Source organism: Brevibacillus borstelensis, from assembly GCF_037834415.1.
In the GTDB taxonomy this organism is placed as follows: domain Bacteria; phylum Bacillota; class Bacilli; order Brevibacillales; family Brevibacillaceae; genus Brevibacillus; species Brevibacillus borstelensis_A.
In genome coordinates this window covers 18295-37421 of sequence record NZ_JAUMSJ010000011.1, presented here as the reverse complement: position 1 = coordinate 37421, position 19127 = coordinate 18295, and the positions used below count along the sequence as shown (strand labels likewise).

At 54.3% G+C, this 19127-nt stretch carries 20 protein-coding genes; 9 read left to right on the top strand and 11 right to left on the bottom strand.

The window, feature by feature from the left end:
• The first annotated feature begins 77 nt into the window (after positions 1–77).
• Positions 78–593, top strand: a complete 516-nt coding sequence (locus tag Q3F21_RS11490) for a phosphatidylglycerophosphatase A family protein (RefSeq protein ID WP_340252590.1) — start codon at positions 78–80, stop codon at positions 591–593.
• A gap of 111 nt (positions 594–704) precedes the next feature.
• Here Q3F21_RS11490 and Q3F21_RS11485 read toward each other — a convergent pair whose 3' ends face one another.
• The 4 genes from Q3F21_RS11485 to Q3F21_RS11470 all read right to left on the bottom strand — a co-directional run bounded on the left by Q3F21_RS11485 (position 705) and on the right by Q3F21_RS11470 (position 2932).
• Positions 705–1484, bottom strand: coding sequence for a TIGR01457 family HAD-type hydrolase (locus Q3F21_RS11485; RefSeq protein ID WP_340252588.1), 780 nt, complete (start codon positions 1482–1484; stop codon positions 705–707).
• Between the two features lie 75 nt (positions 1485–1559).
• Complete coding sequence (locus Q3F21_RS11480) at positions 1560–2195, bottom strand: helix-turn-helix transcriptional regulator (protein WP_340252790.1); 636 nt, start codon at positions 2193–2195, stop codon at positions 1560–1562.
• 91 nt (positions 2196–2286) lie between these two features.
• Entirely contained in the window at positions 2287–2721 is a 435-nt protein-coding gene (hepT, locus tag Q3F21_RS11475; protein WP_340252586.1) for a type VII toxin-antitoxin system HepT family RNase toxin, read from the bottom strand.
• A gap of 106 nt (positions 2722–2827) precedes the next feature.
• Complete coding sequence (locus Q3F21_RS11470; protein WP_340252584.1) at positions 2828–2932, bottom strand: amino acid ABC transporter permease; 105 nt, start codon at positions 2930–2932, stop codon at positions 2828–2830.
• Between the two features lie 122 nt (positions 2933–3054).
• Here Q3F21_RS11470 and glpX point away from each other — a divergent pair, with 122 nt between their 5' ends.
• The 3 genes from glpX to Q3F21_RS11455 all read left to right on the top strand — a co-directional run bounded on the left by glpX (position 3055) and on the right by Q3F21_RS11455 (position 5713).
• On the top strand, positions 3055–4029 hold the full coding sequence (gene glpX / locus Q3F21_RS11465) for a class II fructose-bisphosphatase (RefSeq protein ID WP_340252582.1): 975 nt from the start codon (positions 3055–3057) through the stop codon (positions 4027–4029).
• 10 nt (positions 4030–4039) lie between these two features.
• Positions 4040–4336, top strand: a complete 297-nt coding sequence (locus Q3F21_RS11460; protein WP_340252580.1) for a DUF3055 domain-containing protein — start codon at positions 4040–4042, stop codon at positions 4334–4336.
• Between the two features lie 207 nt (positions 4337–4543).
• Positions 4544–5713, top strand: a complete 1170-nt coding sequence (locus Q3F21_RS11455) for a dicarboxylate/amino acid:cation symporter (protein ID WP_340252578.1) — start codon at positions 4544–4546, stop codon at positions 5711–5713.
• A 192-nt stretch (positions 5714–5905) separates the two neighbouring features.
• Here the strand turns inward: Q3F21_RS11455 and Q3F21_RS11450 are convergent, their stop codons facing one another.
• A complete protein-coding gene (locus Q3F21_RS11450; RefSeq protein ID WP_340252576.1) occupies positions 5906–6538 on the bottom strand; it encodes a nitroreductase family protein in 633 nt (210 codons plus the stop codon).
• Positions 6539–7108: 570 nt separating this feature from the next.
• On the opposite strand from Q3F21_RS11450, the gene Q3F21_RS11445 reads away from it, so the two are divergent.
• Positions 7109–7384, top strand: a complete 276-nt coding sequence (locus tag Q3F21_RS11445) for a hypothetical protein (RefSeq protein ID WP_340252574.1) — start codon at positions 7109–7111, stop codon at positions 7382–7384.
• A gap of 113 nt (positions 7385–7497) precedes the next feature.
• On the opposite strand, the gene Q3F21_RS11440 is transcribed toward Q3F21_RS11445, so the two are convergent.
• On the bottom strand, positions 7498–8088 hold the full coding sequence (locus tag Q3F21_RS11440) for a YutD family protein (RefSeq protein ID WP_340252572.1): 591 nt from the start codon (positions 8086–8088) through the stop codon (positions 7498–7500).
• Positions 8089–8201: 113 nt separating this feature from the next.
• Between Q3F21_RS11440 and Q3F21_RS11435 the strand changes: the two genes are divergently transcribed.
• Positions 8202–9197: a YhcN/YlaJ family sporulation lipoprotein gene (locus tag Q3F21_RS11435; RefSeq protein WP_340252570.1), complete on the top strand. Its 996-nt coding sequence runs from the start codon at positions 8202–8204 to the stop codon at positions 9195–9197.
• A gap of 41 nt (positions 9198–9238) precedes the next feature.
• On the opposite strand, the gene lipA is transcribed toward Q3F21_RS11435, so the two are convergent.
• A complete protein-coding gene (gene lipA, locus Q3F21_RS11430) occupies positions 9239–10126 on the bottom strand; it encodes a lipoyl synthase (RefSeq protein WP_340252568.1) in 888 nt (295 codons plus the stop codon).
• Between the two features lie 170 nt (positions 10127–10296).
• Between lipA and Q3F21_RS11425 the strand changes: the two genes are divergently transcribed.
• Complete coding sequence (locus Q3F21_RS11425) at positions 10297–11499, top strand: TIGR00300 family protein (RefSeq protein WP_340252566.1); 1203 nt, start codon at positions 10297–10299, stop codon at positions 11497–11499.
• A 91-nt stretch (positions 11500–11590) separates the two neighbouring features.
• On the opposite strand, the gene Q3F21_RS11420 is transcribed toward Q3F21_RS11425, so the two are convergent.
• On the bottom strand, positions 11591–13807 hold the full coding sequence (locus tag Q3F21_RS11420; RefSeq protein ID WP_340252564.1) for an ATP-binding protein: 2217 nt from the start codon (positions 13805–13807) through the stop codon (positions 11591–11593).
• On the bottom strand, positions 13804–14937 hold the full coding sequence (locus tag Q3F21_RS11415; RefSeq protein ID WP_340252562.1) for a metallophosphoesterase family protein: 1134 nt from the start codon (positions 14935–14937) through the stop codon (positions 13804–13806). Before Q3F21_RS11415 ends, Q3F21_RS11420 begins: the two co-directional genes overlap by 4 nt.
• Before the next feature lie 136 nt (positions 14938–15073).
• Here Q3F21_RS11415 and Q3F21_RS11410 point away from each other — a divergent pair, with 136 nt between their 5' ends.
• Positions 15074–15907 carry a LarC family nickel insertion protein gene (locus tag Q3F21_RS11410; protein ID WP_340252560.1) on the top strand — a complete coding sequence of 278 codons (834 nt, stop codon included), beginning with the start codon at positions 15074–15076 and terminating at the stop codon, positions 15905–15907.
• Between the two features lie 185 nt (positions 15908–16092).
• Here Q3F21_RS11410 and Q3F21_RS11405 read toward each other — a convergent pair whose 3' ends face one another.
• Positions 16093–16650, bottom strand: coding sequence for a DJ-1/PfpI family protein (locus Q3F21_RS11405; protein WP_340252558.1), 558 nt, complete (start codon positions 16648–16650; stop codon positions 16093–16095).
• Between the two features lie 89 nt (positions 16651–16739).
• Positions 16740–17807, bottom strand: coding sequence for a nickel insertion protein (gene larC / locus Q3F21_RS11400; protein ID WP_340252556.1), 1068 nt, complete (start codon positions 17805–17807; stop codon positions 16740–16742).
• A 151-nt stretch (positions 17808–17958) separates the two neighbouring features.
• Here larC and Q3F21_RS11395 point away from each other — a divergent pair, with 151 nt between their 5' ends.
• Positions 17959–18993 carry a M23 family metallopeptidase gene (locus Q3F21_RS11395; RefSeq protein ID WP_340252554.1) on the top strand — a complete coding sequence of 345 codons (1035 nt, stop codon included), beginning with the start codon at positions 17959–17961 and terminating at the stop codon, positions 18991–18993.
• The last annotated feature ends 134 nt before the right edge of the window (positions 18994–19127 follow it).

Genomic DNA, 19127 nt, shown 5'->3' with positions numbered 1-19127 from the left:
GAATCCCGGGATAGGTGCCTACTTCCCTGTAAATACTACCTTCGTGCCATGAATAAGCGTGCGAGGAGGTCCGTGTGATGAAAGAATACAGTCCGCTGAACAGCATGACCTGCTATGAAATCGCGCTGGAGCTTTTGCAGCAGCGAGGCGTACAGGTGGATGACATCGCAGAGATCGTCCTGTTCCTGCAAAAGGACTACTTCCCTCATCTGACCTTGGATGCCTGCAAAGAAAGCGTAACGGCTGTCTTGAGAAAACGGGAAGTGCAAAATGCGCTCTTGACCGGGATTCAGCTGGACATTCTGGCAGAAAAAAAGCAGCTATTTTCCCCGCTCCAGGAAATCATTGAAACCGATGAATCCCTTTACGGCATTGACGAGGTAATGGCGCTGGCCATCGTAAATCTGTACGGGAGCATCGGCTTTACCAACTACGGATATGTAGACAAGCTGAAGCACGGCAAGCTGAAGCAGCTGAACGACAAAAGCTTCGGCGTCCATACGTTTTTGGACGATCTCGTAGGCGCCATCGCCGCGGCGGCATCCAGTCGCATCGCCCATCGCCAAAAGCAGGAGGAAGAATCCTGCCCGTGAGGTTGGACGGACCAAAAGCCCGGGAGCTCTTCCTGTTTATGACCGCATGCCGTTTGCCAAAAGAACGGCAAAGGTCCAGATCTGCTAAGCAAAAATCCGTTATCGGATGAACTACGGGGAAATGCGGCGAAGCCATTCCGACAAATCTGCTGCCGTATGCGTCGGGCGATTGGGGTGGTTCAGTGCATCCTCCGCACTGGAAAAACCGGTCAGGACGTGAAGCGTATCGATCCCGCTTCTGGCCCCCGCGTCGATGTCGGTAAAGAGGTTGTCGCCGACGAGCAAGGTTTCTTCCGCCACTGTCCCCAGCTTTTCCAGGGCAAGGCGGACAATGATCGGCTCAGGCTTCCCGATCACGACCGGCTCCTGGCCCGAAGCGACGGAAACAGCGGCTACCAGCGACCCGTTCCCGGGAGACAGGCCATTTTCCGAAGGCAGGGCCGCATCCCTGTTCGTCGCGATCAGCGTTGCGCCAGCACGGATAGCCCGGGCGGCGACAGTCAGCTTTTCATAAGTAAAGGCCCGATCAATCCCGACTATGACGTAACGCGGCGCCTCCTCTGTCAAGACAAAGCCGTGGCGCGTCAATTCCGCTCGCAGTCCCTCCTCGCCGATCGCGTAGACCGGCGTGCCGGGGGAGGCATGCTCCGCCAGATAGTGAGCCGCAGCCATGGCGGAGGTATACACCTCGTCTGCCGAGGCAGCAATCCCCATCGCCTGCAGACGCTCAGCCACCTGCCCTGCCGTGGCAGCCGAATTGTTGGTCAAAAAGAGGTACGGCACGTTATTTTCCCGCAAATGCCGAATAAATTCTGCCGCCCCCGGAATTACTTCCTTTCCCCTGTATACGGTTCCGTCCAGATCAAGCAAATAGCCTCGGTACGTCTTCACGAAAAAACCTCCTCGATGAAAGAATGAAAGAAAATCCACCCGAAACCGAGTGGATTGTCGTCTTTGTTTCTGGGATTAGGCCTTGCGCGTTTCGCGAATCTCAAACACGCATTTTTCCCCGCCTTTGGCCATGCAGGTAGTCTGCTCGACATCTGCCTTCAACACGCGGCGGAACAAAGAGAGCTCGCAGCTGCAAGCCTGGTTGAATTCGCGGGCCACCTGGGAAATAGGGCAGTTGAATTCGCGAATGCGATAACGCCCTTCCTCATCCAGCTTTTCCCATTCTACCATGTATCCTTTTTCGTTTTGGAGCTCAGCCAGCTTGGCGACCCTCTCCTCCAGGTCTCCCTGAACGTGGTTGCGGTAAGCTTCCTCCAGTCGATTTTCACGACGGCGGAACAGCATTTCTACTTTTGCATTTCCATCTATATCCTGTAAATCGCGCAAGAAATCCAAGGTTAGATGAGAATAATTGCGCGGAAACAGCTCGTCAGCTTCTAGCGACAGTGAATACACATTGGTCGGTCGGCCCATCGCCTGCCGAACCAGTGTCGATTTGATGAGGTTATCCCGCTCCAATGTATTCAGATGGCGCCGCACGGCCATCTCTGTAATTCCGAGATCGACAGCCATATCACTGACGGAAAGTGATCCCTTCACCTTCAGCATGTTTAGAATCTGGTCGCGGGTAGATATATTTTCGGTACTCATTGTTATCACCGCCTTTCCTCCTATTGTACCGGACTCGGACACTTTAGTAAACAAACGAAATCGTTTTGTATATAAAATCCACAAATGCCCTTTAGAACAGCTCTTTTTCCAGGTATGCCCGGACTGCCGGCTCAAACTTGCGCAGTACGGGAAGAGCTTTGGCGGTCAAAGGGATCATCGCATCGTGTGGAATCTTCGCGTATTCATTGACCAAAAATCTGCGGAATTCAACCACTTCGGTCAAAACGTGCGCTTGCTCGTCACTGATCACCTGCTCGTCCCGTAGGATTTCCACGATATCCGCGTAACTCCCCGGGTCGCGCATAATGAATCCGTCGATCAGCGCGTTGCCGACATCGATGACCGCTTCGATGGACAGATGCAGGGCTCTTTCCATCGCTGCTAGCGCCACCTTGTCCTCAAGCAGAGCGTCTTGTTTTCGCGATGTCAACGTTTCCAGGAGCGCGAGCATTTGCGACATATGTCCCAGTACCTCGTCGATCCGCTTTGTATTTACGTCGTACATGACAATCCCCCTCATAGCGATGCTGCCTCTCTCCCGATATGGACATAAAGCCATCCGGGCAAACTGGTTATAACCGGCGATGAAGAGGCATCGTTTTTAGCGAGCGCTATTTGTTTCGTTTTTTGCGCTTGGCGTACCATATCGTAATGACAAAAGTAAGGAGCAAGACAAGTAGAACCAATTCCCCTTCCTGCAAATAGGAATTGTTCATGCGATTCACCTCTTTTCATCCATCAGTATACCAAAATTGTACGTGCTGTCACGAATACCTGTTGCTTTTTGTGTTACAATGGGGGATGAGTTTTTTGGCGGCACAAGGAGGAGCTTGAAACAGTGGAACGCGAACTGGCATTGGAAGTCGTACGAGTAACGGAAATGGCGGCATTGGCCTCTTCCCATTGGTTGGGGCGCGGCAAGAAAAACGAGGCCGACGGGGCTGCCACCAACGCCATGCGCACGATGTTTGACACGATCAACATGCGCGGAACGGTCGTCATCGGCGAAGGCGAGCTGGACGAGGCGCCGATGCTGTACATCGGCGAAAAGCTGGGCCATGACGATTCAACGGGACCGGAGGTAGATGTAGCCGTCGACCCGCTGGAGGGTACGACCATCGTTGCCAAAGGCCATAACAACGCCATGTCTGTCGTGGCGATCGGAGACAGGGGAACGCTGTTGCACGCGCCCGACATGTACATGATGAAAATGGCTGTGGGTAAACGGGCCGCAGGCAAGATCAATCTGCACGATCCGGTGGAGAAGATGATCGAAGTCGTCGCGCAGGCTAACGGCAAACGGATTCAGGATGTCACAGTCATCATCCAGGAACGGGAGCGCCATCAGAAAATCATCGACGCTGTCAGAGAAAAAGGGGCGCGTGTCAAGCTGTTTGGCGACGGCGATGTCGGTGCGGCTATCGCAGCCTGCATGCCGCAAACGGGGATCGATCTCTTCCTCGGAATCGGCGGTGCGCCGGAGGGCGTCATCAGCGCGGCCGCGATCAAATGTCTGGAGGGCGACATGCAGGCACAGCTCAGACCGCAAAACGAGGCCGAACGCGAGCGCTGCATCAAGATGGGACTGAAGGACCCTGAACAGCTTCTCGCCCTGGACGATCTCGTCAAGGGAGACGACGCGATTTTCGCGGCGACCGGCGTTTCGGACGGCGAGCTCTTGAAGGGCGTCCGCTATCTGGGAGACGACCTGGTGGAAACCGATTCGATCGTCATGCGTGCCAAGACGAAAACCATCCGGTTTGTTCGGGCATTGCACAATCTCACCCAAAAACAGTATCTCATCGGGAGGTAAAGGGAAGAACATGTCCAACGAATTGTTTTATCTATACGACGAGACCGAGGAGACGAAGACCCGGTTTGTCAGCTTTATGGCAGAATCCACACGCTTTGATCTGGCGATTATGACAACCAATCGCTTTTACGGAAAAAAGCTGGTGGTAAACATTCAAAACGGCCGTTCCGCCATTATCGGCAGCGACGACCTGGAAGAAGAGGGCTATCTGGAGTTCGCTTTCAACCTGAATGAAGTAGAAGCGGAAGAATTGCGGACGTTTTTGGAACAGATCATTTATACAGCGGGAGCAAACGGCGGAGATTAATCGTTTTCAAGAGAAAAGAATACAGGAACGGCGGAAAAGAGCATGCGGCTGGCATGTTCTTTTTATTTATACTAAATATTCTTAAAATTGTTATTTTTAACAGTTATGCTGACATTAGCCACCGATTATGTTACTTTTTCTTTATTCCATTCCACGTGGATATGTGTTCACCTTAAACAAACATCATTGAACCAAGGGGGTTGCGTCATGAAAAGGCTGGGCCTGTTGCCCAAGGTCATAATCGCTATCATATTGGGGATTCTCATCGGTTCCGTTTGTCGGGAGGGAACCATTAAGGTTTTGGCCACCTACAGCGGCTTGTTTGGCAATTTTCTCGGTTTTGCTATCCCGTTGATCATCATCGGTTTCATCGCGCCGGGTATCGGCGAGCTGGGGAAAGGAGCCGGCAAGCTTCTCGGGTTGACCACAGCCGTCGCATACGGTTCCACTATTATTGCCGGAACGGCCGCCTACTTCGTCAGCTCCGGATTGTTCCCCCATATTCTGGAGGTTGGCGGCTTGACGAAAACATTTGCCAATCCGGAAGAAGCGCTCGTCCAGCCTTTCTTTTCGGTGGATATGCCCCCGATCATGGGCGTCATGACAGCTCTTCTGCTAGCATTCACCCTGGGATTGGGCGTTTCTGTGATCAAGGGGGACTCGCTCCAGCGCGTCATGGTTGACCTGCGGGCTATCGTGGAGAAAATGATTTCCTCTGTGATTATTCCTCTGCTGCCGCTTCACATCTTGTCCGTATTCGCCAACCTCACTTACGGCGGGCAGGTCAAGATGATCCTGTCTGTGTTTGCCAAGGTGTTTGTGATCATTATCGCGATGCACCTGCTCTATCTGGTGATGCAGTACGTCGTCGCCGGACAACTGGGACGGAAAAACCCGATCGTTCTGTTGAAAAACATGCTGCCCGCTTACTTTACAGCGATCGGAACGCAGTCTTCGGCCGCGACCATTCCGGTAACCCTGCGGCAAACGAAGGAAAACAAGGTCACGGATAAAATTGCCGATTTTGTGATTCCGCTGTGCGCGACCATCCACTTGTCAGGCAGCACCATTACATTGGTCTCCTGTTCGATGGCCGTCATGATGCTGAACGGCATGTCCACGTCCTTCTCGGTCATGCTTCCGTTCATTCTCATGCTAGGGGTTACGATGGTAGCAGCTCCGGGCGTTCCCGGCGGCGCGGTCATGGCTGCGCTCGGTCTGCTGGAGTCGATGCTTGGCTTTAGCACCACGCTTACTTCCCTGATGATTGCCCTGTACATCGCGCAGGACAGCTTCGGGACTGCCTGCAATGTGACGGGAGATGGCGCGATCGCGGTCATTACGGACAGATTGAGCAAGTCTGAAGCAGCAGCCTGAACACGGCCTGGGGGGCGATTTTACAAAACGGTAGAGGCAAAAAACGCGGTGCTGTTCACAACAGCTCCCGCGTTTTTTCTGTCGTTTAGCGTGCTTGCAAAGAGGACGGCAAAGCTGCCATGATCCGCACTCCCGGGACTTTCGTATTTCAGGCGCCATCCCGCCCCTCTTTTTAAAACCTGGCTCCACTGCTTATTTCGGACTTGCGTCGTAGGTGACAAACTCTCCTACCGGCTTGCGGTATCCCCTCGGCCTTTGACTGGCGGTATCTTCTTTTCCCAGGGTGACCAGCATCACCGGCACATACCGCTCGGGAATCTCAAGGACTGCCTGAAGGGCCTCCGGGTAAAACCCGATCATCGGACATGTATCCCAGCCTTTTTCCTTGGCAATCAGCATCAACTGCATGGCGGACAAGCTGGCATTTCGGATCGCTTCTTCCTTCGCGAACCCCTCTCCGCGCCCCTTATAAAACTGGACGGTCTCCGTGACCATTCGATCATACTCCTGCTGATCATACACCCCCAGATGGAGAAGCCCTTCATAAATCCGCCCTGCCTGCTCGTAGGCCAGCATATCTCCCAGAACGACAATCGCCGCCGAAGCCGCCTGCACCTTGTACTGGCGATAAGCGGCCTCATAAACCTTTTCCTTCAAAAGGGGATCTTTCACTACGATGTAATGTGTATGCTGCAGATTAAATGCGGATGGAGCAAACTTTACTAGCGCAAAAATGTCATCCAGATCTTCTTTGGAAATTTCTACCCCACTCACGAATTTGCTGGCAGAACGTCTCTCCTTGATAATCGAAGCCAAATCCTTCATCGTTCCCTCTCCTCTGTGTTTCCGAAGACGATTTATGTATGAAAATGAAACCCGCTCTGACATGTCGCTCGGATTTTTATAAATTTACATTACTAAAAGTAAGTATATATACTTTTTATATAAAAGTATAGCAGCCTCGTGTAATTTCTTTTTTGGTTTTTCCGAAACGATTCTCCATTTTTATCCGTCTTCTATACAAAAGTCTTGGGGAGGAATTGATCTTGCCGCTGTGGGCTTTTCTCCTGCTTGTCATCGCTGGATTCATGGTCTTTGGGATTGTTTATGAAGCAAGAACAAAAAGGAAGCGAACAGCAGATTGTCTGTCAGAGAGCGTAAAACTCGAAAGACCTTCCAATATCGTTTACAAGGAACGGTTTTTGGACGAACAGCGCAATGAAATTCACGACCGATTCTTATAACGTACTTATACCGGCCTGATCTCCCAGTCCTTTTATGGACTGGGCTTTTTTCCGCCCATTTAATGTCGGACAATGCTCCGACAGGGCGAATACCCCGTATACTGCTACTGAAAAACAGATAGAAAACCTTGAGAGGAGTGTCTTTCGCACGATGCAACCTTACTATCAGCATCCCGTTGATCCTTCGACCGGTTATCCATCCCAGGATTATCAAGCATATCTGGAGGATCAAGCATATCCCGTTCAATGGAGAAGACGTAGGAGACGCCGATTTGACTTCATCTTTCCATTTATCTTTCCGTTTACTTTCGGGTACCAGCAGCCCTACTATCCATACTACCCTCCGTACCCCTACCCCTATTCTCCGTATCCGTACTCTTATCCGTACGGCTACTGGCCGGTTTCCCGAACGGAAGAGTCCTTGTAAAAAACTTTCCTCCTCGTTGTTGCTTAACTAAGTAAACTGTCCAACAGAACCTTATCACCAAGCAAAAAAGGCATCTGTCCCAGTTTGTGACAGTGCCTTTTTCTATTCGGACCCTATTCCTTTTTAGGCTGGCTTTGACCGGTTGGGACTTTGTCCCGCTCGCGATTTGGCCGCATCTGATTTTGCTTTTGGCGATCTTTTCCGCCTTCCCGGCCGTTCCTGTCCGATTTGATTTTGGGCTTGTCTCCCCGTTCCTTGCGCTCTCCCGCTCCCTGATTGCGGTCGTTTCGCTCATGGCGATTTTGCCTGGGATGGACCCGCCGGCGATCCTTGCGTTCCACAAAGATCTCCTCATCGGGTTGCATTTCCTTTTCCCCACCCACCAGAAGATCGTCGCCATCATCTGCAGGCTGGTCGGGATTATATGGGGTAGATTTTACTTTTCGCAGGACAAAATAGGGACAGCCAAAGTTACAAAACTCGTGTAAATACTCATCCAAAGCGGAAATTCGCTGCTCAAACGGCACTTTCCGGTTGGTGCTTTCGTAAAATCCACGCAAGCGCAGCTGACCGTAACCCCAATCGCCCACAATATAATCGTACTTGTCAAGAATGTCGCTGTAGCGTTCTTTGAACGCTTCCGAATTCCAGCCGTCGCGATTGTCTTCCATAACCTCATACGTGCCTGCTTGGGTGCGAATCAAGGCCGCTTCCTCCTTACCATGCATACTGTGTCCATCTTACCACATTTTTTGCAGAGAGAGATAAAATTCCCACGAAAACGAGACATGCTCTGAGGACACCCTAGCTGTAGGGGGTGGAACCATTGAATAAAAAAACCTGGTTGCTTCAAGCTGTTGCTGGTATTGCTCTGTTGACTTCCGCATGCGGGTTCAACGCTGCTCCTGACGCCAATCGTCCAAACGGCACGACAGTAAACCAAGCAGCTCCGCGTCTTTTCAATGCAGACAAAGCAGGGATCTACAACAATGCACCTGGATTGCCGGATAATGCCAGAACAAACTATCCGTATACAAACGCCAACCGTCCTGCCGGAACTGGCTACGGAACTGCCGGGACCGGGTTCGGTACTGCCGGAACCGGATACGGTACCATGAACGGGACCGCCGGGACAACCCGGGGGGGCACTGTCTTTGGTGACACTGGCTATAACGGCGGCATCAACAGCTACAATGCCTTTACGGACAATGGCATGCGCCCTCTGAACCGTACTGGTTTCAACAACCAGTCCATCTATCGCACAAACCAAGGTGCAGGCACTCTGGCGACAACCACGATGCCGCACATAGGCTACGCCCAGGCACATCGCGCTAACCTTCAAGCTGCCGGTGCCGGCGGAACGGGCTTTGGTGCTGGGGCGAACAACGTTTACGTGGATCGAAATGCACTGGCTCAAGCGGTGGGCAACGTTACCGTCAGCTGTCCCGGGGTGGATCGCTCCACTGTACTGGTGACGGACGAAGAGGTCTTTGTCGGCCTCAACACACAAGGCCAGGACGGCCGGACAGCAAAGGATCAGGCGCGAATGAACGCAATGTCGGTTTGCCCTCGCTACTACAAAGTGTACGTGACGGACAACCAACAAGACATTGACGAGATTTCCCGAATTGCCAGCCGCACGACAAGCGGACCGGTTACCAGGGCAGAAGACACCCGCCAGATCGACACCTTGATCAAGCGGATGGGCGGAACAGTGGACGGCGAGGAAATGCGCACGAAGGGGTCATCGATGACTACCGAAACAAATCGTGCCCACAGAGCAAAGCAAGGTATGGGAACCTCCTCCCGATAACATGCATAAAACCCCTATGTCCGCATAGGGGTTTCTTTTCTTCATTGCGCTTGGGCGATTGTCTCTTTCGCCGCAGTCGCTTGTTCGTGTGCGTGGTAGGAGCTGCGAACCAGCGGTCCCGCTTCTACGTGGCTGAATCCACGGCGCATGCCCTCCTGTTTCAAGCGGGCAAATTCGTCGGGGTGATAGTACTTTTCCACCGAAAGATGCTTTTTGGTGGGCTGCAAATACTGACCGATCGTCATGATGTTGACATCGACGCTGCGCAAATCGTCCATCGTCTCCACGATTTCCTCGAACGTCTCGCCTACGCCGATCATCAAGCTCGATTTGGTCGGAATGTCAGGTTGAAATTCCTTCGCCTTTTTCAAAAGCTCCAGCGTCCTGTCGTATTTGGCACGTGCTCTGACCCTGTCCGACATGCGGCGGACGGCCTCGATATTGTGGTTCAGCACGTCCGGACGAGCATCCATAACCACTTTCAGCGCATCCCAGTTCCCCATGAAATCAGGGATCAGGACCTCTACAGAAGCAAGCGGCAAGCGACGGCGAATGGCCCGGATGGTCTCGGCAAACACTGCTGCTCCTCCGTCCGCCAGGTCGTCCCGGGCGACAGAGGTTACGACGACGTGCTTCAAGCCCATTTGCTCCGAAGCTTCCGCGACGCGTTCCGGTTCCGCCAGATCAAGCTCGGAAGGCAGACCGGTTTTTACCGCACAGAATCGACAAGCACGCGTACATATATCGCCCAAAATCATAAAAGTGGCGGTTCGATTCGCCCAGCACTCATGAATGTTGGGACATTTCGCCTCTTCACAAACTGTATGTAGCGTCTGACTGCGCATGGTTTGCTTTAGTTCTTTGAAGTTGGCCAGTTCTTTTCCTGATACAAGGTTGATCTTGAGCCACTCCGGTTTGCGTTGCGTCATTAGGGCTCACTCCTCATTGGACTTGGTCAATCTCCATTCATTATAGAGTTTGCGCCTAAATGGGGCAACACCTGCATAATTATCCGTTTATCAGCATCCTCTTTTAGCCGGTCCATACAACCGATATACTAAGAAGAACCAATACCGACAGCTATGGGAGGGAGCAACCAATGGAACGTGTCATCGAAGTTCGCGGACACATCATCCGCGACAACATTCTCAAGCAAATCGACGCCTCTGTCGTCCAGTACAACGGGAAATACCGCGTTCTGGAGTTATCCGTAGGCGATCAGGTGGACGACGAATCGGCCGCGAAAATCGCGCTGAATCTGCCGGAAGACAAGCTCGAGCTGATTTTAAACGAGCTGATCAACCTGGGCTGTACCATCCCTACCGGGGAAGAGGCTCCGACGATTAAACTGGCGGAAAAGGACAAAGTGGTTCCCGATGATTTTTACTCTACCACCAACCATGCCACCGAAGTGTTTCTCAACAGCAAATGGGTCAGGGCGAAATATCAGCGGATGGATGCCTGTCTCGTGGTCAAGGGCGAAGAAGTCCACTGCGTGAAGCTGCGGGATATCAAAAAGGACGATCATGTCATCTGCGGCAGCAACGGGGTACGGCTCGTCGTTCAGCATACGGAGGAGCGCTCCGCCGAATTTTCTTTCATGAACAACGAAGTAAGCTCGGAGCGGCGCGTAGAAGTAATCGTCAAGCAGCTGGCTGAAGAAATGCGGAGCATCCGCAATCGAAACGGCCGCATCGTGTTTGTCGCCGGTCCCGTCGTCATTCACACCGGCGGACAGGAAGGATTCCAGAACATGATTCGCAAGGGATATGTCAATGCGCTGCTGTCCGGGAATGCCCTCGCCGTGCACGATATCGAAAGAGCCCTGTTCGGCACGTCCCTGGGTGTAAATCTGGACACCGGATCCGTGGTCCGCGGCGGACACAAGAACCACATGCGGGCAATCAATGCGATCAACCGTTCCGGCTCCATCGCGGAAGCAGTCGCTGATCAAACCTTGAAGAGCGGAATCATGTACGAGTGTGTCAAGCACCAGGTGCCGTTCGTACTGGCCGGCTCCATCCGCGATGACGGTCCTCTGCCAGATACCTTGATGGACTTGATTGAAGCGCAGGCCCAATACGCGGAGCAGGTCGCTGACGCCGACATGGTCGTGATGCTGTCCACGATGCTGCATGCGATCGGCACAGGCAACATGATGCCCAGCTGGATCAAGACGGTCTGCGTGGACATCAACCCCGCGGTTGTCACCAAGCTGATGGACCGCGGTTCGGCCCAGACTGTCGGAGTCGTAACCGACGTCGGGCTGTTCCTCACGATGCTGGACAAAGAACTGGGCTAATGCTGAAGCTGTAGGCGAAAACGAATCATGTCAAAACCTCCAGATAGGACTTTTTCCTGTCTGGAGGTTTTTTCGTATACCTATGATAGCTCTATAGCTGCGGCTCCCCGCTGTCCACTTCCGTCAAGGCATGCAGCCGGTGGCGACCCGATCCATGCAGGAATGGCTGCAGAAGCCTGCTCTCCCGGTCCGTACAGGTAAACAAAAATATTTGATAGTCCTCTGCCAGCTCCATCACCGTATGCAGCGCTCGCTCCAGCCTTTCCGGATCGTAATGGACAAAATGGTCGTCCAGAAACAAGGGAAGCGGCTCTGTCTGTTGGCTGACGTGCCTGTGCAGCGCCACTCGCTGGGCAAAATAAAGCTGATCCTGGGTTCCCGACGAGCAAAAATCGTGCTCGACGATTCGCTGGTGCGGCTTGTCCCATACCTTTACGCCAAACTGTTCCTGTGGGTCCAGCCTGACATCCTCGTATTTGCCTCCGGTCATTTTGGCCATTACATCGGAGGCGACCCGATTGACCGCGGGTGAAAGCTCCTTGTTCCATTCGTGTAATGCCTGCTGCAACGTATCCCTGGCGAGCGTGAGCGCTTCCCGGTTCAATTGGAGCTGGCGGAGCGCCTCGATTGCCTCTTCATAATCTCCTCGCACCTTTGCCAATGAGACCTCGTCCTGCTTCCCCAGCTCTCCCGCTGCCCTGGCGATACGTTCTCGTATATCGAGCAGCTCCTGATCCAGCTGTTTGGCTTCCCGCTCAAGCTCTGTCCGCTCCTGCTCCCGCAGAAACTGTTCCTGTTCCAGCAGAGACCTCAGTGCTTCTCCCCACCTTTTGATCAGGCTGGTCCTCTCCTCCTGGCGTCTCCACTCTCGCGCAGCAAGACTGGCTTCCCTGCCCTCGGCCAGACTTTTCCGCTCCTCCCGCATGATCAGGAAGGCATCCCAGTCGGAGGCGTTCCACTCTTGCAAAAGCTGATGCAGCTCTTCGTCGCAACGAGCGGCTTTGTCCTGCCATGCTCGCCATTCATGCTGGCTGCCAGCCAATTGATTTTCGCTCTGCCTTGTCCTTCCCCGGTTCAAAACGACAGCCGCGGTGGCACAGGCTGCAGAGACCCCTGCTGCGACCCAACCCATCGGAGCGTACCCCGCGAAGAGGAAAACAGCGGCGGCGATCAGGCTCGCGAAGCACCCTGCCCACCACAGACGGACATTCCCATGCCGTTTGCCGCCGCGGCCCGAACGGCGCGGAGCTGTACGTAGCGCCGCTTCAGCCAATCGGTCCGCATGCTCCCTGTAGTCGTCGCGAGCCTTGCGAAGCTCAGCCCCCCGGCGATAAGCCGATTCCAGCTTCTCCAGATCAGCAGGGTCCGGAAACTCCGCGATTCGTTTGTCTTGTTCGGTTTCACCAGGATGCTCCAAGGCCGCCCAGATTGACTGAACCTCGCGATGCAGCATTCGCTCTTCTTCCGTCCGGGCTGTTTTTTCCCACTGCTGCCAGCCTTCTTCATCCGGCTCCCTGTAGCTTTCCTGCCATCTCTTTTGCCAGGCTTGCTCCTCCCGCTGCAAAGCGATCAGCCGCTGCTTCAGTCGATCCCGCTTCCGTTCGATATCCTTTTTTGAGTGCTCCCACAGCGCGATCTGCTGCGTCAGCTTTTGCACGGCAGCCCAGGCCGCCTCCGCTTCGGCCAGCTCCCGTTCTCTTTGCGCGACCAGTGCTCCCGCCTTGCCGAGCTGCGTGTTTTCGGCCCGCTCCTTCTTTCCGATCAGAGCCAGTTCCTTGTCCAAGGCAGCCAGCATCCTGTTTGCCGCCGGGTCTGTCTCGCTGCTGCCAAAGAGCGAGGGCAACAGGTATTCGGACGCTTCCAGCGGACTTCTTCTGACCCAGGTTACGTCTGTAAACAAACTGCGCGACAAGCCGAGATGGAGCTCGAGAAAGTTTCGTTCCTTGCGCCGGTCCTCCTGGTACAAGTGAGTAACCTCGGTCCAGTCGGGATCGAGAAACACCTGCCCCTGTTCCCGTTCCTTTTCCAGGCGGCGGTGGAGACGGTAACGCTTGCCCCCGACTTCGTAGAGGACAGCAAGCTCATAGCTGCCCGAATGCCACGGAAGGTACTTGTCATACTCCGGCAAATACCGGGCCGAACGAACGTAGTCCCGCTTCAAACCGTACAGGGAGGCAAACACGGCCTGGAGCAGCGTCGATTTTCCCGCCTCATTTGGGGCAAAGAACAGGTTGAGCCCGGGAGCAAAGCGAAAATCCGCGTCGCGCCATTTGCCAAAGCCCTTGATCGAAAGCTGGTTGATCCTCATCCGATCATCCCTCCGATCCGGTCCAGCGCTGTTCTCATTGCCATGCGAGCCACCGCCAGGCGCTGTTCATCGGAAGAAGCGGCCGCAGCCGCCTCCTCCTCGGCCAGCCGTTGCAGCCAGCGTCCCCAGATGCCGCCCTCGGCGATCAGCTTGCCTGCATCCAGATCCGGTCTCGTCCGGTCTGTGACGCGGATGGCAAAGAAGCGGGAAAAGCGCTTTTCCAGCACGTCTGTCGCAGGGGTAAAATGAACAGGTCTCTCCCCTGTCAAGGTTACGGCCAGGATGCTCCCGTCCTCCACATCCGACAGCCCGTTCTCCAGTGCATGGACCACTTGTTCGACTGTCTCTGCTCCTTGTATATCGATCTTGCGCCTTACAATCATTCTCGTTTGAACCGGAATCTCCTCAAGCACAAGCTCTCCTGCATCGTTCAACTCGCCGTACAGGACGTGACGAGGGCCGCTCTCCTTGACCGACAGTCCTTCCGGAGATCCCGGGTAAGCGGCAAACGTCCGTCTGTGGACGGGATGGGAAAACTTCGCCGGTTTATGGATATGCCCGAGCGCAACGTAATCCATGCCGGTTTCGGCCAACTGATCCACGGTTACCGGCGCGTATGGATGATGTTCCCCGCCCCCGCCGTTAACCACGCTGGCATGCAGAACCATCAAATGATGCCGGCAACCGGTCAGCTTGCCCGGGAAATCGGCCAACGGCGATTCGTATACATGAGGCTGGGGAAACCCCCATCCGTAGACGACACAAGATTTTTCGGGAAATTCAAAGGCTCCCCACTCCGGCGTAAACCAGTACACGTTTCCCGGCCACTCCAGGGACTGGTAAAAGGAATCGGCTCTCCACGGATCGTGGTTGCCCGGGGCGATACAGACGGGCGTAGGAGCCACGCTTGCGAACAGATCACGCAAAAAAATGGCCGTGGACCTTCTCCCCCCGTGCAGCTCCATGAGGTCCCCGGCGATCAGCCAGACGTCGGCCCGCCTTTCCAAAACAAGATCCCGGATCGTCCGCATCGTTCGCCGAAAGTCGTCCTGCCGCAATTCGTAAGAAACAGACATCGCGTGCAGCGGCGCATCCAGATGGACGTCGGCTGTATGAATAAAAGACAACATGAAAACTCACTCCTCAACCATGACAGACTGCTGGAGGAAATGGTACACTTTGGTCAGCAGAATCCCTGTCTCATACACGAACGTATTTTCCCTTTATGATACAGGAAAAGAGTACCGGATGAAAGGAGCGATTGCTGTGCGTATCGCCTACTTGGATTGTTTTTCGGGGATCAGCGGAGACATGCTTTTGGCCGCGCTGGTCGACGCCGGAGCGGATCGCGAAAGCATTGAGAGCGAACTGCGCAAGCTGCCGCTGGGGAATTTCCGCATGGAATGGAAGACGGTAGTGAAAAAAGGAGTCAGCTCGTTAAAGCTGGATGTAATCGATGAAGAGCTGGAGAAACTCAAGTCGTTAAAAAAATTGCCTGTGCTCAGTGTCGGCCATCAGCATGATCACGGCCATGGACATCATCACCATCACGACCATGACCACAGCCACGATCACGGGCATCACCACCATCATCGCAGGTACAAAGAAATTGCAGCGATGATCGAAGCGGCTGACTTCTCTCCCCGAGTTGCCGCACGAGCCCAGGCCATCTTTGAAAAAATCGCTGTGGCCGAAGCCAAGATTCACAATGTGCCGGTTGAAACGGTTCATTTTCACGAAGTAGGGGCCCTGGATTCGATTGTCGATGTCGTCGGCATCGCCTTGGCTTTGGAGGATCTGGGGATCGAACAGTTGTTCAGCAGCCCTGTTCCGACCGGGAACGGCTACGTCCGCTGCGACCATGGGCTTTATCCTGTTCCGGCTCCCGCGACGATGGAAATGCTGAAAGGAATTCCGCTGCGCCAAACGGATATTCAAAAGGAGCTGACCACTCCGACCGGAGCTGGAGTGGCAGCCGCCCTGATCAAGCAATTCGGCCCGCTTCCGGCTATGACCGTGGAAGCCATCGGCTACGGGGCCGGCACCCGTGATCTTCCCGATCAGCCAAACGTGCTGCGGGTACTGGTTGGCACGATCTGACCAGGAGCGGGCGTTCCTTCGGAAAAAGCCCCCGTCAAGCGTACCAAGCTGCCCGGCTAAAGCAAAGTCGGAAGCAGGAAACAGGAGGCAGATGCGATGCAAAAGCCTTGTCCGCGAACCAGGACAAGGCTTTTCGTGTTTCCGATACTCCGTATAAAACGAGCAAGCCGGTGTGCAGCTTTCGCTCAGGCTTCGCGAAGCAGGCGCAGGAACTCCCGCATGAATCCCGGCAGATCGGGCCAAGCGTGGGCCGACACCAGATTGTTATGGACGTGCAAAGGCTCGGTGCGATAGATGGCTCCGCACGCTTCCACGTCGGGACGGCACGCCTGATAGGCGGTCATTTCGCGGTCGCGGACTTGCTCGCCCACGAGCGCCAGCACCTGGGAGCCGTGGCAAATGGCGGCCACAGGCTTGTTGGCCTCAAAAAAATGCAGGAGGATCGGTTTCAAATGCTCGTTCAGCCGGATGTATTCGGGGGCACGGCCGCCCGGAATGATCAGGCCGTCGTATTCCTCCGGCTTCACATCCGCAAAGGCCACATGCGAGGCCAGCTGATAAGCGGGCTTTTCCGTATACGTTTCACTGTGGGCCTCGAAATCATGGCATACCGTGTGCAATGTCTTCTTGGTGGGCGATGCGATGACGGCCTCCAGCCCTTCCTCCAGGCAGCGATAATAAGGGTAAAAAATTTCCAAAGCCTCCACTGCGTCACCCGTCACAATCAGCACCTTTTTGCTCATAGCACAGCCTCCTTGCTGGTTTTTTGAGGAAAAACCTCTTTTCTCCCATTTCTTCACGGGCCGGTGAACTCCTGCCAGACGCCTCCTGATCAACGCATTTTCAAGGCAAGCAAAAGAGCCTCCTGATGCACCTGTTTCACCGGTATCCCCGCTTCTTTCGCCAGGCGTGCGCAAACGGCATACTCCGGCGAGTACTGTACCTGTCTCCCATGGTGAATCCCGATTTTTACAGGAACCTCGCCCCATGCTGTTTGCACTGTTACGAACCGTCTCGCCAGCCTGTGGCAGGACACAGGAAAATACCTGATGCCGAAAGTGGTCGTTTCCTGAAACAAGACGGTTTTCAGCTCTTCCAGCCTGCTTTGATAACACAAGACCTGCACCAATACCCCGGGCCTGCTTTTTTTCATCGTAACGGGAAGAAAGTGAACGTCGTTGGCTCCTGCCTCAAGCAAACGCTCCATGGCGTGGGCCATCCATTCCGGACTGCTGTCATCCACATTGGCCTGCAAAAGAAGCATTCCATCGTCAATATGCTCCATACTGTGCTCCCGATATTCAGAAACCACAGGAATGCCCGTCCCCGGCTCGGCATAGCCTGCTGGCCCATCCCTATCGACACTTGCGACAGCCACTCCTTCCCGCGCTTCCACACTTGCGACTTTGCCGCTGATGGTCTCGACCGGCTTTGCCCCGACCTGCTTCAGCCACAGCAGCGCTAACGGAGAGAACTGTTCGACCGGGATGCTAGGGTCCTCCCGCACATGCCAACCCTCCAGCAGCGGGAGAGCCGCTATTGGCAATCTCGCCGGAATAATCAGCGGCTGAACAAGGATTCGCGGGCTTCGGTCAGGAGTTTCTCCGGGCATTGCGGTCCACAGCCGCTGCAGTGCTTCCGTTTCTTTCTCCCATACACCGGAAGGACACATGGAACGATAGCTCTCCGCCCTCTTCAGAAAATCCGAAAGGCCCGCTTTCACCTCCCGATCCCTCTGCTCCAGAACCTCTGCTTGCGCAAGTCTGGCTCGTCCGTTGAGCTCTTCGCCTTCTTCTCGCCCTGCCGATTCGATGCCAGCCTGCCTCCAAAGCTTCAGCAAAAGATCACGTAATGTATGTAAAAACAGCGGCGTATCGCTTCTTATGATCATCATCTGCATTTGCTTTCCTCCGTTCTGACTCCTGATACGATCATACACCAAAAAGAGGCACGGGCACATTCCCGCTCCCGTGGCTGGCAAAAACTATCTGGGATAATCTCGGAGAGCTGGCAGAACATACAAAAGAGAATACTGCTGGAGGGAGACGGGCATGATGACGTTTCGCCTGATGATGAAAATCAGCTTGTGCGCACTCTTGATCCTTTGTTCATGGCCACCTGTTTCGCAGGCTGCTCCGTCCGTCCCTGCGGCTCTTTCAGTGGACCCTGTTTACCAGGAACGACTGGCGTTGTTTCAACGCTTTGAAACGGTTTACGGCATTCCCTGGTCATATCTGGCGGCTGTCGACCAGTACGAGCGATCCATCCATAAACGCTCCCGGCAAAAAGACAACCAAAAGCAAGCTCCCCAGCGCTTGACCGCGATTGAAATCCCCCCTGCCTTATGGGGCGGGCCGCTCAACCCCGATGAGAGGGATGCCAACCTCTCGTCGATCCGATTTTTCGGCGGGCTGGGCATGGATGGAGACGGAGACGGGAAGGCAGACAGAGAAAACGATATCGATGTGCTGACCACGATGACCCGACTTCTCGCCCAATACGGCTTTACCCGCGAGGATTGGCAGATCGGGCTCTGGTCTTACTACAAACGGGACAGGGCTGTAAAGACGATCGCCCAATTTGCTTCCGTGTATGACAAATTTCAGCGCCTCGATCTGGATGATCACCATTTTCCCATCCCGAAACGCTACACATACAGCTACCGCAGCACATGGGGAGATCCTCGCGGCTGGGGAGGCCGGCGCATCCACGAAGGGACGGACATCTTTGCCGGATACGGAACGCCGGTGTTGAGCACGGCCTATGGGGTGATTGAGGTGGTAGGCTGGAATCGCTACGGCGGCTGGCGGATCGGCATGCGGGACATCGGCAACGTCTATCACTATTTCGCCCACCTTTCTTCGTTTAAAAAAGGCTTGAAACCTGGGGATATCGTGGAGCCGGGAGAAGTGATCGGGTACGTCGGCAGCTCTGGCTATGGCAAACCGGGCACTTCCGGAAAGTTTCCGCCCCACCTGCACTACGGCATGTACAGTGACACGGGGAGCAATGAGTGGGCGTTTGACCCGTATCCTTACCTGAAGCGTTGGGAACGGCAGATGTACAGCAAAAAGAAGAAGCGGTAACTGGATTGGCGCGGAAATTTATGCTCCCGCGCCTTTTTGCTACGCCGATTTTTCTGTTCCATCCTGCTGCTTAATAGAAACAACCAAGGCTTAGGCTCCCCTTTCTTTCCACATGTACGCAGTCTTTGTTTTCT

Excerpts from the sequence above, each read along its gene's own strand:
- Q3F21_RS11490 (WP_340252590.1), top strand. The coding sequence starts at position 78 with ATGAAAGAATACAGTCCGCTGAACAGCATGACCTGCTATGAAATCGCG.
- Q3F21_RS11480 (WP_340252790.1), bottom strand. The coding sequence starts at position 2,195 with ATGAGTACCGAAAATATATCTACCCGCGACCAGATTCTAAACATGCTG.
- hepT (WP_340252586.1), bottom strand. The coding sequence starts at position 2,721 with ATGTACGACGTAAATACAAAGCGGATCGACGAGGTACTGGGACATATG.
- Q3F21_RS11470 (WP_340252584.1), bottom strand. The coding sequence starts at position 2,932 with ATGAACAATTCCTATTTGCAGGAAGGGGAATTGGTTCTACTTGTCTTG.
- Q3F21_RS11460 (WP_340252580.1), top strand. The coding sequence starts at position 4,040 with ATGTCCAACGAATTGTTTTATCTATACGACGAGACCGAGGAGACGAAG.
- Q3F21_RS11455 (WP_340252578.1), top strand. The coding sequence starts at position 4,544 with ATGAAAAGGCTGGGCCTGTTGCCCAAGGTCATAATCGCTATCATATTG.
- Q3F21_RS11450 (WP_340252576.1), bottom strand. The coding sequence starts at position 6,538 with ATGAAGGATTTGGCTTCGATTATCAAGGAGAGACGTTCTGCCAGCAAA.
- Q3F21_RS11445 (WP_340252574.1), top strand. The coding sequence starts at position 7,109 with ATGCAACCTTACTATCAGCATCCCGTTGATCCTTCGACCGGTTATCCA.
- lipA (WP_340252568.1), bottom strand. The coding sequence starts at position 10,126 with ATGACGCAACGCAAACCGGAGTGGCTCAAGATCAACCTTGTATCAGGA.
- Q3F21_RS11425 (WP_340252566.1), top strand. The coding sequence starts at position 10,297 with ATGGAACGTGTCATCGAAGTTCGCGGACACATCATCCGCGACAACATT.
- Q3F21_RS11420 (WP_340252564.1), bottom strand. The coding sequence starts at position 13,807 with ATGAGGATCAACCAGCTTTCGATCAAGGGCTTTGGCAAATGGCGCGAC.
- Q3F21_RS11415 (WP_340252562.1), bottom strand. The coding sequence starts at position 14,937 with ATGTTGTCTTTTATTCATACAGCCGACGTCCATCTGGATGCGCCGCTG.
- Q3F21_RS11405 (WP_340252558.1), bottom strand. The coding sequence starts at position 16,650 with ATGAGCAAAAAGGTGCTGATTGTGACGGGTGACGCAGTGGAGGCTTTG.
- larC (WP_340252556.1), bottom strand. The coding sequence starts at position 17,807 with ATGCAGATGATGATCATAAGAAGCGATACGCCGCTGTTTTTACATACA.
- Q3F21_RS11395 (WP_340252554.1), top strand. The coding sequence starts at position 17,959 with ATGATGACGTTTCGCCTGATGATGAAAATCAGCTTGTGCGCACTCTTG.